We start from the raw sequence: 13572 nt of genomic DNA on the forward strand, positions 1-13572 counted from the left end.
GGGACCCTGTTTATGCGTAAACGTACCGTTCGAAACGGCCTGCGCCTTATCCTGGCCGCCCTTCTGCTGATCGTTTTGGCCAGCTTCTATCATGTGGGCATAGCCGATCTGTTTTCACTGTCGGACACGGCGGAGATGCGCCTGTACCGTTTGGGCATCTTCTGGGCCGCGGCCTTTGGCGGTTACGGCGTGGTCCTTGCCGCCTTCGGCTTGGTGTTGCCGGGGGATTCCCGTGATGTCCAGGTGCGCATTCTACCGATGTTTTTCATGGTACTGGCTACGGTAGCGCTCTTTTTCTATCTGCTGGCATCGTCCTTCAATGAACCGCCCCGGCCGGAACGCCTGCAACCGGGCGATACAATTACGATCTGACAGAGGTGCGGGTAATGGTACTTGGCGACGCCGCTGCCCCCGCAAAATGTTCCCGGACAGGGGATGGGGAATTGACATCGTTGATTGAAATCGGCACGGCGCTGGCCGGAAGCCTTGCGGTTCATGATGTCCTGGAAGCCATCCTGAAACAGGCCGAACGGCTGATCGGGCCCAAGGCCTGGGCGCTGTTGCTCGTGGATGAGCCTTCCGGAGAGCTGGTTCTTGAGGTGGCTTCCTCGTCCCTGGGCGAACACCATAAAGGAGTCAGGCTTGAACAGGGGGAGGGCATCGGCGGTTGGGTCGCCTTGCACGGCAGGCCGCTGCTCTTGCCGGATGTGCAGAAAGATGGGCAATTTGCAGCCCATGTCGCCCCCCATACACCCTTCACCACTCGCTCGATCGCCTGCGTGCCGCTCATGATCAAGGAGCGGATCATCGGTGTCGTCGAACTGATCAACAGTTATGACGAGCCTCCCTTTACCGCCGACGATGTGACGATCATCTCGGCCATTGCCGACTTTGCCGCCATAGCCCTGGAAAACGCCCGCAACTATGACCGGATCAATGAACTCGTCATCACCGACGACCTGACCGGCCTGTACAATTCCCGTTATTTCGAACAACTTCTCGACACCGAGATCGAACGCGCCTCCCGTTACGGTACGTGCCTGTCGCTTGTGTTTCTTGATCTGGATCATCTGAAGAGCGTCAACGACGCCCACGGCCATCTGGTCGGGAGCCGGATGCTGAGCGAGTTTGGCAGGCTTATTGGCGACAATATCCGTTCCAGCGACATGGCTGCGCGTTTCGGCGGGGATGAGTATGCTGTCGTACTGCCCCAGACCAGCCATGAACAGGCATTGGCCATGGCAGCCAAGCTGCTCGATCTCATGCTCTCTGCCGGTTTTCGCGCCGATGACGGTCAGCCTATCCGGCTGACGGCTAGCTTTGGCGTGGCCAGCTTCCCGCAGGATGCCCAGACCAGGGTGGAGTTGATTCGGGCCGCCGATATGGCCATGTATGACGCCAAACGGGCCGGGAGAGGGGTTATCAGATCGTTTGCACACAAGATCGCTTCTTCATGATTGTACATAAAACGGATCGGCTTTAAACGAGCAAATCAAGTTGACTTACCCGCGAGGTAATTGTAACGTTTGTTCATAATCACGGCATCCCAGGAGGAAAACATGGAAAACAGAACACCAGCCATTGAAACATTAGCGCTCCATGCCGGCCAATCGCCCGACTCTGCTACGCTTTCCCGCGCGGTACCCATCTACCAGACCTCGTCCTATGTATTCAAAAATTCCGAGCACGCAGCCAACCTGTTCGGCTTGAAAGAGCCCGGCAATATCTACACCCGTTTGATGAACCCCACCACCGACGTGCTGGAACAGCGTCTGGCGGCCATGGAGGGCGGCGTCGGGGCGTTGGCGGTCGCCTCGGGGCAGGCCGCCATCACTTCTGCCGTGCTCAATATCACCCAGGCCGGCCAGAACATCGTCTCCACCAATTACCTGTACGGCGGGACCTATAACCTCTTTCACTATACCCTGCCCAAGCTCGGCATCACGGTGAAGTTCGTGGATTCTTCGGACCCCGAGAATGTTCGCCGCGCGATCGACGAAAATACCCGCTTGGTCTACACCGAATCGGTCGGCAACCCCAAAAACAACGTTGACGATTTCGAGGCCATCGGCGCCATTGCCCATGCGGCCGGAATCCCGTTCATCGTCGACAATACGGTCACGACACCGCTTCTGTTCAAGCCGCTGGAGCATGGGGCCGATATCGTCGTCTACTCACTGACCAAGTTTATCGGCGGTCATGGCACCAGCATCGGCGGAGCCGTTGTCGATGGCGGAAAATTCCCCTGGAACAATGGCCGGTTCCCGGAATTCACCGAGCCGGACCCCTCCTACCACGGTCTGAAATACTGGGAGGCCCTGGGTAATCTCTCCTATATCCTCAAGATGCGGGTTTCGATACTGCGTGACATGGGGGCCTGTCTGTCGCCCTTTAACTCGTTCCAGTTCCTTCAAGGGCTGGAAACACTGCACGTCCGCATGCCGCGCCACGTGGAAAACGCCCGTGCCGTAGCCGTCTGGCTGGAACAGAGCCCGCTCGTCGCCTGGGTTAACTACCCCGGTCTGGCCAGCCATAAGGATCACGCCCGTGCCCGCAAATACCTGCCCAAAGGGGAGGGGGCCATCATAGGTTTCGGCATCAAGGGGGGCATGGAAGCGGGCAAGAAGTTCATCGACAACGTCAAGCTGCTCTCCCACCTGGCGAATATCGGCGACGCCAAGTCGCTGGTCATCCACCCTGCCTCCACTACGCACCAACAGCTCTCCGAGGAGGAACAGGAAGCGTCCGGCGTTACGGCGGACTTCATCAGGCTCTCCATCGGCCTGGAGAATATCGACGACATCATCGCCGATATCCAGCAGGCGCTGGAGGCGTCCCAGCGGTAAGCTGAACCGGCTCCACACGATAGTGCCATACAGAAAAAGGGCAACCCAGTGGGCTGCCCTTTTTTGAGCTTTATCGAGAGACTTCGCACGCCGTTATGTCGTTGCGTGACGTCTCCGTTGCTGACGAAAACCGTCGACAGGCACCCCTTGTGATTACCTCTGCTTTTGTGTATTATAAAAAAAATTAGAGCATTCCATCCCGCGTCCAGGAGCCTGATTCATGTATAAACTCACGATCCGCACGAGCTTTGCCGCAGCCCATAATCTGATCAACTACCAGGGGGATTGCGAGAATCTGCACGGCCACAACTGGCGGGTGGAACTGACCGTGACCGCCAAGGAGTTGGACAAGGCCGGGCTGGGCATCGACTTCAAGGTGCTCAAGCGTGAGGCCGGTGTCATCATCAACGAACTGGACCATAAGTATCTCAACGAAAACCCGGTCTTTCACGATGTCTCCCCCTCCTCGGAGCATATCTCGCGCTACCTGTACCAGCGCCTTTCGGAACGCCTCAATAACGACGTTATCACCGTGGATTCCGTGACCGTCTGGGAGTCTGACAACGCCTCTGCCTGCTATTATGAGTAATCCGGCTCGCGTCAGCGAGATCTTTTCCTCGATCCAGGGGGAGGGGTACTTGGCCGGGCGGCGCCAGATATTTATCCGTCTGGATGAGTGCAACCTGGATTGCCGCTACTGCGATACGGTGTACGACAGAGGCATCCCCTGCCAGGTGGAAACCGCACCCGGCTCGGGGGCTTTGCGCCCACTACCTCAACCGCCCAACGGGGATGCTCTCGTTACACTGGTGACGGAGTGGTGTAACCGCCTGCCGGGAGCCCATCACTCGATCAGCGTCACCGGCGGAGAGCCGCTGCTTCAGGCTGAAACGCTGGTGGAGTGGCTGCCGGGGCTGCGCCGCATCCTCCCGATCCACCTGGAGACCAACGGCACCCTGCATGCCGAGTTGGGGCGGGTCATCGACAACATCGACTATATCAGCATGGATATGAAACTTCCTTCCACGGCGGTCTGCGGTCAAGATCTCTGGCAGGAACATCGCCGTTTTCTGGAGGTTGCCGTGCAGCGGCAGGCCTCGGTCAAGGTGGTCATCGGCCAGGATACGCCATTGGACGAGATCAGCCGGGTCTGTGCCATCATGGCGGCAGTGGAACCCTCCACCCCTTTGTTTCTCCAGCCCCTGACCAACCCGGCAGGCGCGGTTGACGTTACTGCCGGCCAGATCCTGCGCTTGCAGGAAACGGCTGCGGCGCTGCTCCCCGATGTGAGGGTGATCCCGCAGATGCACAAGATGCTGGGGGCGTTGTGATTATTGAAGAGATGACCATGACCGAGTTCGAGGCCGGCCTGGCCCAGACCCGGACCGTCCTGATCCCCTTCGGTTCGGTGGAGGAGCACGGCAGCCATCTTCCCCTCTCCACCGATACCCTGGAGGCCTACGAGGTCTGCAAGAAGGCCTCCCTGATAACGCCGCTGTTCGTGGCCCCTCCGGTTCACTACGGCAATTGCCGTTCCACGGCGCGGCATCCCGGCACCATCTCCATCTCGACCCAGACTCTTGGGGCGCTGTTCCAGGATATCGTCATCGCGTTGCGCGGGCAGGGGCTTCGCAGCTTTGTCGCCCTGACGGGGCATGCCGGGGGGGCGCATCGCATGGCGCTCCAGGATGCGGGTGAAACGCTGATCGCCCGTTTCGACGATATCACGGTAGCGGTGGTGAGCGAGTTCGACCTGGCCCAGGATGAGGGGCGGGACATCATCGAAACGCCAGGCGACTCCCATGCGGGGGAAATCGAAACCTCACGTATCCTCCACACCCATCCCCATCTGGTCAAAGGGCGCGCACCCCGCGAGTTTCCCCGTTTCCCCAACGGTATCCTGGTGCGCGACAAGCGCCGCTACTGGCCCGGCGGCGTGTGGGGCGACCCCGGCAAGGCATCGGCCGAAAAGGGCGTCCGGCTGGAGAATCTGCTGGTGCGAAAACTGGTCGAATTGGTGCAGGAGATGGAAAAGGGCTGTGATGAATAGCGAACAGATCGTCAGGGAATATGACCTGGGCGGTGGCATAACGGCCAGGCTCCGGGATGAAACCCGTCACTATTTCGGCGGTTATTACCATGTGCGCATCGAGGTCAGCGCCGATATACCTCTTGCCGCCTCACCCTTTTCCGGCCTCGAGGAGTATCAGGCCGCGCGCCGGCTTTTGGGGGAACGGATTCGTTTCCGCCGTGTCCTGGAAAAGATGGCGGTGCCCGAGGCCGATATCGCGGCCGCGCGCCAGAGTCTGTTGGAGGCATTCGACGCCAATGTGCTCCCCTATCTTTCCCGTCCCGATTTCCCCGAACGCTTCATGCGCAGCGAATATGCCAAATGCCTGAAGTCGTCGGCCCGTCGGTAAGCCCATATGTCGTCACCATCTGTAATTATCGACAAGCTTGCTTTCGGCGGTAACGGTGTCTGCCGCATCGACGGCAAGGTCTGTTTCGTCCCCCTGAGCTGTCCCGGCGATGAGGTCCGTCTGACGGTCATTGCCGAGAAACGCTCGTACCTGACGGCCCGGATCGCCGAGCTTGTTACCCCCTCATCCCTGAGGGTCGTCCCTCCCTGTCCGCTGTTCGGCACATGCGGCGGTTGCAGTTGGCAGCACATCGCCTATTCCCAGCAGCTTGCGGCGAAACGAAGCATCCATGCCGAAACCTTGTGGCGCGGCGGCCGGGTCGAAGGCGAGCGGGTAGGGGAGACCGTGGCCTCGCCCCTGGAATACGGTTACCGCAACCGGGTCCAGTTCAAGCTGCACGTCGGTGCCACCGGGTTGAAGATCGGTTTTTTCCGTAACGCGACCCATGTTGTGGACGATGCCGCCCAGGGATGCCCCGTCGCCGCGCCGGCCATCAACGAGGCTCTGTCCAGCCTGCGGAGCGTTCTGGCATCGTTTGCCGAAGTGTCAGCCATCCCCCAGATCAACATCGAGTGCGGCGACCGTGAAACGGTCGGAACGATCAATTACATCGGCAACAACCATGATTCTGTTATCCGTTTTTTCCAACGCCATTTTCACGAATTGGTACCCCTGACCGGTCTATTCCTGCAGACTGGTCGTAAATCCTCACTGCAGAGAGTCTGCGGTGAGGGCTACCTTGCCTACGCCATGCCGGCCGCCGCTCCCGGTTCCCCGCCGACTACGCTCACCTTCCGTCCGGGTGGATTCTCCCAGGTGAATAGTCCCCAGAACCGGGCTGTTTTGGAGCTTGTCCGGCGTATGGCCGCGTTTCGCGGTCATGAACAGCTGCTCGACCTGTACTGCGGCAACGGTAATTTTTCCTTGCCCCTGGCGGGGGGCGTGGCGAGTGTGACCGGGGTGGAGGGGTATGGGGATTCCATCGCCACGGCCCAGGATAACTGTCGCCTGAACGGTGTATCCAATGCGGAATACGTCTGCGCCGATGCCGCCGAGGGAGTCGCCCGGCTTGCCGCAGCGGGGCGGCGGTTCGATACGGTCATTCTGGATCCTCCCCGCAGCGGGGCGGCGGAAGCCATAACGGGACTCAGCCGTCTGAAGCCGGACACGATCATCTACATATCCTGCGATTCCAGCACCCTGGCCCGGGATTGCGGCCTTCTGGCGGGGCAGGGCTATCACGTGGCGGAGAGCGTTCCGCTCGATATGTTCCCCCAGACATTCCATTTGGAGAGCGTGACCCTGCTTCATAGAGGGCAATCGGAGGCATCAGCGTGAATATCCTGAAAAAACTGTTTTCCAAGAATCCTGACGACATGATGGCTCGTGGTGGTCGACTCATGGAGGAACACCACTATTACGAGGCGCGCTGTGTCTATGAGGATGCAAGACAACTTCTTTTGAGCGCAAACGGCATCCAAGGCAAGGAGGATTTGCTGGTTACCTGCGAAGAGCGAATTTGCAGCGCCAATCATGCGCTGGCCGAACTGAATATCAGCGAAGCGGAATCCGCCTTGGGTCGCGGGCTGCCGGATAAGGCGCTCGAATACCTGGAACTGGCAAAATCACTGACTGACGATGCCGTGCTACGGGAAAAGGCGGAAGGACTGGTTGCGCTCTGTTGTGGAAGCAGCGACGAGCAGAGAGAAACTGTTTCCGTAAGTGGGTGCTCTTCATGCAGTTCCTGCACTCCGGAAGATCTCGTAACAGATGATTCTAGCGACGTAAACATGCCGCTAATGGAATACTATGATCTGTTGATCCAACAGCTTCCACGCGAAATGTACAGCCGGTATTCCGATTTGGGAGAGGAATTTGCATCCATGTACGTAATTGCGAGCGGGAACCGGCATGGCGACGCTTTAGAGTTGCTTGAAGCGTGGTACACCGGTTCGGATCGTGATATCTACTGCTACGAAAAGGGAATGATCCTGTTTCGGATCGGCCACGTCGACACGGCTGAGACAAGCTTCCGGGATGCGATTGGGGCAAATGCCGCTAATTCCCTGGCTCATCTGGGGTTAGCCCTGCTGTTGATCGAAGGACAGCGGCTTCATGAAGCGGGGCAGCAACTTGAGATCATGATGTCGGCCGGGATATTGGCGGAACAATCCCACCTTCTGCGCGCGGATGTTCACGTGCTTGCCGGTGACACCGACCGGGCAATTGATATGTATAGCGGGTTTTTGACTACTCCGTCAGCCCGCATGGCGGCCGAGAGGCTCCGCGACGTTCTGGTGCAATGCGGCCGCAGCAATGACGCAGCATATATCGTAAGGCGATATCTCGGGGGGTGTGGGCACTGAGGTCGCCGTTACGTTACTTACAACGGCCTGAAGTGGCACAAATCCGGAGGTATGAGCAGACATGAACAAATCTGAGCTTATTGAGCAGTTGGCGGTCAGGAAGGACATCTCCAACAAACGGGCTGAAGAGATCGTTAATCTTATTTTCAACTCCATGACCGAAGCCATGGTGGAAGGCGAACGCATTGAGATTCGCGGCCTCGGCAGCTTTGTCATCAAGAGTTACGATACCTATACAGGAAGAAACCCCAAAACAGGTGAGCAGATTACGGTCAGCCCCAAGAAGCTCCCCTTCTTCAAGGTCGGTAAGGAGTTGAAGGAACGGGTGCTCGGCTAGGTCTGGAAAACCTCTCAATAGGAAGCTTTATGATGCTTTGTCGATTTGGTGCGATGTCCCCCTCGCCTTTTACTGGTGTGGGGGATGGCTGTCGGCTGTCACCATAATGCCTCATCTCTGGCCTGATATTACTTTCAATCGTTAATTTGATATGTTGCAGTTGACGGTTCCCGTGGTGTGTTGTCGGACATGACACGGTGCCGGAACAATTAGCTGTGCTTTTGGCGGGGGCTCTGGTATAGTTTTCGGATAGAAAACTATACCTTTTGGCGCTCACTTTGCGTGGAATCCGCGCAAAGAATAGAATGATTGATAACGGGGGCATGCTGCAGTTCAGACTGGTCCCCCCGGAATTAAGGATATGGAGCAGTACCAATATGTCTCTCAGTTTGATTGAGGGCGCTTTGGGTGGGATAGGCCTGTTTTTGCTCGGTATGCGCCTCATGTCGGACGGCATCCGGACCGTGGCTGATGCTCGCATCAGAGACGTCTTTACTAAGCTTACCTCGAACCGTTTCTATTCCATGTTGTTCGGCATGGCCACCGCCTTGGCTGTTAATTCCGGCAGCGCTGCGGTGATCTTTACCATCGGTCTCGTCAATGGCGGCGTCCTGAATATCTTTCAGGCGTTGAGCGTTTTGGGGGGGGTGCTCATCGGGGCTTCACTGCCCCTCCATATCCATATCATTCCCTACAGCCTGATTTCGACCCCGCTCATCTTTTCCGGCGTCGTACTCAAATTCTTCGCCCGCAAACGCCGCTATGCCAACGCCGGCGACCTTATCCTGGGTATCGGCTTGCTCTTTCTTGGGTTGACCCTGCTTGAGGGAAGCTATCGTCCCTTTGATCATCATCCCTTCTACACCACCTTCAATGAGTTGTTTTTTCACCAGCCAATCCTGGCAACCATCTTTGGGGCGCTCATATCATTTCTCGTTCAGTCGGCCCGTTCTTCGGTGACGGTCGTTGCTTCGCTGTCGTCAGGGTATCAGATCGATCCGATTACCGCCTCGCGTATGGTGTCGGGAGGTCTGATCGGCGTGGCGGCGATGGGTGCCTTGGCCTCGGTCGGGGGGAATTCCGTGACCCGCAGGGTCGCCACGACCTACCTGTTTTTTGCCTTCTCGGTGGCCCTGCTGCTTGTGCCCCTTGCCTCACTCATGTTGGAGGCAGCCCAGCGCTTGCCGTTCGTCGAATTGTCGGGCGCCTGTAGCGAGGGCCAGCCGCTCTTTTGCCAACTGGCATGGGTACACACGGTCTCCAGCCTTCTGGTGGCGTGTATTCTGATCGCAATCAGCGCCCCGTTGGCCCGCATGCTCGGCGGCTCATCCGTAATCACCGGCAATGGGGCGGTTGCATCCCAACCCTGTGCCGGCTACCTTGACGAGCGCATCCTCAATACCCCACCACTTGCCATGGAACAGGTCCGCAAGGAGATTATCCGCATGATGTCGGTGACGGCGTTCATGTACGCCGATATCCACGAAGTCCTGTCCGATTTTGACGCTCGCAGGGCGGATACCATTCGGCAGCATGAACAGGTGCTCGATTCGCTCAATCATGAGATCACCACATTCCTCGCAGCCCTGGCCCGGACCGCGGACAGCCCTGAGATCAGCTACGAGATCCCCGGCCTTTTCCAGACGGTCAGCGACCTGGAACATGTGGGTGACCGTTGCGAGAATATCCTGAAGGGCATCGTGAGCAAAAAGGAGGCCGGCGTCGTTTTTTCGGAGGATGCGATGGATGACCTGAAGCGGCTTGCCCAGATTGTAGCTACCGCTATCAGCGATACCGAACATATGATCAGGCATGGCTTCATCCGGGATGATTTTGATCTGGCGGCCGCAAAGACAGCGGCTCGCGTCGTCTTTGAGACGGCACGGCAGAACCATTTCGAGCGGATGAGCAACGGCGTCTGCCCGCCGCGGGCCGCCAAGCTGTTCAATGAAATGACCTCCGACTTCGAGGGGATAGCCAGGCTATGCTGGAACATCATCACCTGCCAGGGGAGGAAACGCTGATGGGTACCAGGATTGCGGCTATCGACTTCGGTACCAACACCGCCCGCCTGCTCGTGGCGGAGCCTCGGGATGACGGCTTTGAGCATGTCCGCCTCGAACGGGAGATCGTCCGCATGGGCGGCGGCTTCAGCCGCGAGGAAGGACTCTCCGGGGACGCCCAACGGCGCGGCCTGGACTGTCTGCACCGTTTTGCCGATATCATCGGTTCGCTGAACGTCTCCCAGGTTCGTGCCGTCGCGACCAGCGCCGTGCGGGATGCGGTCAACGGCCAGGCATTCGTGGCGTCGATCCGCGATAAGACCGGCATAGAACTCACGGTCATTGACGGCATGCATGAAGGTGAGTTGACCCTGGCCGGGGTTCTGGCCGGGCTTGACCGCAGGGCAGAGGAACTCCTGGTTTTTGATGTGGGCGGCGGCAGCACCGAATATACGCTTGCGCGTGCAGGCCGTGCCCAGTTCGTCCGCAGCCTGCCCATGGGAGTGGTCAGGCTGACCGAAGGCAAGGTGACGCCCGAGGCGGTGTCGGAAAAAATCGGCAGGGAATTGGATCTACTTGTGCAGGAGATGGCGACGGCCCACAGCAGGCCGACAGCAGGCGCCACCCTGGTCGGTACCGCCGGCACCGCAACCACCTTGGCGGCCATCGCCATGGAGATGAAGGATTACGACTATCGTAAGGTTAACAATGCCACCATCTCCCGTCGGCAGATCGAGGCCATTTACGCCCGCCTGCTGCCTATGACCCCGGAGGAACGGTTGACGATCCCCGGCCTGGAAAAGGGAAGGGAAGACCTTATCATCGCCGGGACGCTCATCATTCTACATACCATGGAAAGGTTCGGGTTCGATGCCATGAAGGTGAGTGATTACGGATTGTTGGAGGGATTGGTGGTTGCGGGCGGCATCGCCGGCTTTTGAGTCGAGGTGCGTTCCGCCAGTTCGCGGGCCTTGGCTTGTGACGCCTCAGCCTTGGAATTATCCCCCAATTTGCTAAACAGATCTGCCAGCGCGCACTGGGCTGCACCGGCCGCCTTAAACCTGCCGGCGCTGTAATGAACGTCATAGGCCCGTTCCAGATAGCGGGCCGTTTTGTTGAGATCGCCGCCGGCGCGAGCCGTGGCCGCCAGCTCCTCCAGGTCCGAGGCGATCTTGGCGCTTGCGCCGATCTGTTTATCGATCCCCAGCGCCTCCTTCAAAAGCTGCTCCGCCCCGCCGAAATCCTTGCCGTTCCGGGCGACGATCCCCAGCATCCGCAGGGAATTGGCCCTTTCCTCCCGGTTGTAGTCCCCGCGATTCTCCTCCAGTGCCCTTTTAACCGTCTGACCGGCCTTGAGCCACTCTCCCTGCGCCAAGAGGATACGCCCCACCAGATTGAGCCGCCTTCCCAAGGATGTCCCCGGTCCCGCCGCTACGGACCGTTCCGCCCATGCCAGTGCGGTTGCCGGATCGCCGGAGGCCAAGCAGACAAGCGCCTTCTCATGGGCCGCCTCGCCGTAGAAATCCGCTTGGGGGGTGAGAAGCCCCAGGGCCGCATCAATGGCGGCCGCTGCGGCCGCAAGGTCGCTGTTCAAGCGGCTCAGGCGGGCCAAGTTGATGAGTTCCACCGATTTCGCGGGGATGTCCTCGATGGATGAGCTTACAGCCAGCGCCTCCCTGAGCAATTTTTCGGCTTCGGCACCATCGCCTTTCTGCTCGGCACGGATGGCCCGTTTGAGGAGCGTGTCGGCCCGTGATTCCGCCTCGGAACGCACCGCCTTGTTGCCGCCGCCGAAACAACCCGCCAGGGCGAGGCAGATCAGCAGGACGACCAGCCGTTGCAGGGACGTGCGCAGGTTACTCATAACTGTCACCCTTGATGAATATCTGGTCGCTCGCCGGCGGCGGGGACGAATCCCTGAGCAGCCAGGTGTTCTGGAGGGAATTGAGCAGCTTGTCGGTGCTGAACATGACGTCTTCGGTCTGGGAGAGCAGGCCGGGTAGCTTTGTGCGGGTGTCCCGGGAGATGCGCGCCACATTGCCCAGGGTCTCGTCGGCCTTATCCAGAAGCGGCGGAAGTTTTTTATCCAGCGTATCGATGGCGCTGTTCACCTTGTTGAGGGTCGGCGTCAATTCGATACTCTCGATCTTCCGGTTGGTGGTGTCGAGCACGCTGCCGGCCTGCCCGGCAATGCGGTCGATGTTGCCGTTGGCCGATATGAGCAGTCTGTCGGCGTTCCGACGGGTGCCTTCCAGGTTGCGGGTCAACACCTCCAGATTGTGGATGCTTTTCTTGAGATCGCCGTTAGGATCGTTGATATAGCCGATAATGTCCCTGACTTCGATCAATACCGGCTTGACCTTGTCGGCAATCTCTTCGGCCAGTTCGTCCAGCGCCTTTGTCTTCACGTAGCTGATGGCCTCGTTGTTCTTCAACTCCGGCTTGTCGAGGGAACCGACCGAAACCTCGACGATGGTGTCCCCCACCAGCCCCTCCTTCACCAGCTTGACAATGGAATCGTTGCGGATCCAGGTCTGGTACTTTTTGTCGATCTCGATGGCGATATCCACCATGGCCTGATCGTTCAGAGCGATGGACGTGACCCGGCCGATTCTGAAGCCGGAAAGTTTGACCGGCATCCCCTTGGTAAAGCCGGTGCCGCGGTCAACGGTAAAGTGCAGGTTGTATTTTGAGGAGAATAAATCTTTCTGCAGGCCGAACAGGACGAGGGCCACGGAAATGCCGATCAGGGCAAGCGCAATGAAGATACCGATCTTTCGTTCGAGGTTTTTGAATCTGGGGTCTTGTTCACGTATCATGGTTCGGCGCGTTCCTCACTGGAGCGAAATGATGTTATCGACCGGTACGTCCCGGGCCATGCCCTGAGAGGTGGCCAGATAGATGGACGTCATGCCGGGCGCTCCGCGGTGAAATTCCGTTGTGATGGCACCCCATTGGGTTCGTGCCGCCCCCGGCAGGTCGTCGAAGCAGTTGGCGTAGACCATGATCTGCGGGGTGCATAAGGCGGCCCGGATAAAGGCTGCCATGCGTTTTTCGTGGAGCGTCAAATGGGCGGGCAGGGCCATGATGTTGCCGCGGTAGCCGAACATCTCCAGATACCGCAGGGCCGTTTTCTCCGCTTCGGGCGGGATGCTCCCCCGGGTGTAGAGCAGGGGGAGTGTCATGTTCTCCCACAGTTTCAGGTTTGAAATCAGACCGCCCTTTTGCGGGACAATGCCGATACGGTGCCGCAGCCGGTATAGCTGTGCCGATGGCAGCCCGGCCATGTCCTGCCCGTCCACATGCACCGAGCCGAGGGATGGCTGGGACAGACCGGTAATGAGCCGCGCCAGCATGGTGCCCACATCCTCCCGGGCAGTGACGACCAGGGCCGAGCATCCTGCCTGGATCTGGAGCGAAACCCCTTCCACGAGATCCGCACAGACTACGTTTCTGAACTCCACACTCCACGCCATGTCCTACATACTAGCGGCAAATCAAACTATGTCAATTGTTAAGCGTTCGATTCGGGCCCGATGAATGTGCCTCTTTGCAACTGTTTTCATTGTATGAAAACAAAAATCGCAATTACTAAGGATT

15 protein-coding genes are annotated in these 13572 nt (G+C 58.6%); 12 read left to right on the forward strand and 3 right to left on the reverse strand.

The features are described from left to right. Positions 1-12 precede the first annotated feature (12 nt). The 12 genes from ET418_RS00315 (at position 13) to ET418_RS00370 (ending at position 10913) form a co-directional block, all read left to right on the forward strand. The gene (locus tag ET418_RS00315; RefSeq protein ID WP_149305583.1) at positions 13-372 is read left to right on the forward strand and encodes a hypothetical protein; all 360 of its coding nucleotides are present in this window, start codon (positions 13-15) and stop codon (positions 370-372) included. A 14-nt stretch (positions 373-386) separates the two neighbouring features. Next, entirely contained in the window at positions 387-1457 is a 1071-nt protein-coding gene (locus ET418_RS00320) for a sensor domain-containing diguanylate cyclase (protein WP_149305584.1), read from the forward strand. A 102-nt stretch (positions 1458-1559) separates the two neighbouring features. Then, entirely contained in the window at positions 1560-2846 is a 1287-nt protein-coding gene (locus ET418_RS00325; RefSeq protein ID WP_149305585.1) for an O-acetylhomoserine aminocarboxypropyltransferase/cysteine synthase family protein, read from the forward strand. Positions 2847-3066: 220 nt separating this feature from the next. After that, positions 3067-3435 carry a 6-carboxytetrahydropterin synthase QueD gene (queD, locus tag ET418_RS00330; RefSeq protein WP_149305586.1) on the forward strand — a complete coding sequence of 123 codons (369 nt, stop codon included), beginning with the start codon at positions 3067-3069 and terminating at the stop codon, positions 3433-3435. Continuing rightward, positions 3428-4177 (forward strand): 7-carboxy-7-deazaguanine synthase QueE, encoded by a 750-nt coding sequence (locus ET418_RS00335; RefSeq protein ID WP_149305587.1) that lies wholly within the window; start codon positions 3428-3430, stop codon positions 4175-4177. The genes queD and ET418_RS00335 overlap by 8 nt, the downstream gene beginning before the upstream one ends. Next, the gene (locus ET418_RS00340; RefSeq protein ID WP_149305588.1) at positions 4174-4896 is read left to right on the forward strand and encodes a creatininase family protein; all 723 of its coding nucleotides are present in this window, start codon (positions 4174-4176) and stop codon (positions 4894-4896) included. The genes ET418_RS00335 and ET418_RS00340 overlap by 4 nt, the downstream gene beginning before the upstream one ends. Further along, positions 4886-5266 (forward strand): hypothetical protein, encoded by a 381-nt coding sequence (locus tag ET418_RS00345; RefSeq protein ID WP_149305589.1) that lies wholly within the window; start codon positions 4886-4888, stop codon positions 5264-5266. Before ET418_RS00340 ends, ET418_RS00345 begins: the two co-directional genes overlap by 11 nt. A gap of 6 nt (positions 5267-5272) precedes the next feature. Continuing rightward, positions 5273-6604, forward strand: a complete 1332-nt coding sequence (locus tag ET418_RS00350; protein WP_149305590.1) for a class I SAM-dependent RNA methyltransferase — start codon at positions 5273-5275, stop codon at positions 6602-6604. Beyond that, the gene (locus ET418_RS00355) at positions 6601-7632 is read left to right on the forward strand and encodes a tetratricopeptide repeat protein (protein WP_149305591.1); all 1032 of its coding nucleotides are present in this window, start codon (positions 6601-6603) and stop codon (positions 7630-7632) included. Before ET418_RS00350 ends, ET418_RS00355 begins: the two co-directional genes overlap by 4 nt. A 61-nt stretch (positions 7633-7693) precedes the next feature. Continuing rightward, positions 7694-7969: an HU family DNA-binding protein gene (locus tag ET418_RS00360; protein WP_149305592.1), complete on the forward strand. Its 276-nt coding sequence runs from the start codon at positions 7694-7696 to the stop codon at positions 7967-7969. 377 nt (positions 7970-8346) lie between these two features. Next, positions 8347-9993: a Na/Pi cotransporter family protein gene (locus ET418_RS00365; RefSeq protein ID WP_188055176.1), complete on the forward strand. Its 1647-nt coding sequence runs from the start codon at positions 8347-8349 to the stop codon at positions 9991-9993. Further along, positions 9993-10913: a Ppx/GppA phosphatase family protein gene (locus ET418_RS00370; RefSeq protein WP_149305594.1), complete on the forward strand. Its 921-nt coding sequence runs from the start codon at positions 9993-9995 to the stop codon at positions 10911-10913. The genes ET418_RS00365 and ET418_RS00370 overlap by 1 nt, the downstream gene beginning before the upstream one ends. Here the strand turns inward: ET418_RS00370 and ET418_RS00375 are convergent. Genes ET418_RS00375 through ET418_RS00385 form a run of 3 tightly spaced genes read right to left on the reverse strand, consistent with a single transcriptional unit; the run spans position 10862 to position 13448 of the window. Further along, on the reverse strand, positions 10862-11836 hold the full coding sequence (locus ET418_RS00375; RefSeq protein ID WP_149305595.1) for a tetratricopeptide repeat protein: 975 nt from the start codon (positions 11834-11836) through the stop codon (positions 10862-10864). The genes ET418_RS00370 and ET418_RS00375 overlap by 52 nt on opposite strands. Next, positions 11829-12791, reverse strand: coding sequence for an MlaD family protein (locus ET418_RS00380; protein ID WP_149305596.1), 963 nt, complete (start codon positions 12789-12791; stop codon positions 11829-11831). The genes ET418_RS00375 and ET418_RS00380 overlap by 8 nt, the downstream gene beginning before the upstream one ends. Before the next feature lie 15 nt (positions 12792-12806). Beyond that, on the reverse strand, positions 12807-13448 hold the full coding sequence (locus ET418_RS00385) for an ATP-binding cassette domain-containing protein (RefSeq protein ID WP_149305597.1): 642 nt from the start codon (positions 13446-13448) through the stop codon (positions 12807-12809). Between the last annotated feature and the right edge of the window lie 124 nt (positions 13449-13572).

The organism is Oryzomonas rubra, from assembly GCF_008369015.1.
Taxonomy (GTDB): Bacteria; Desulfobacterota; Desulfuromonadia; order Geobacterales; family Pseudopelobacteraceae; genus Oryzomonas; species Oryzomonas japonica.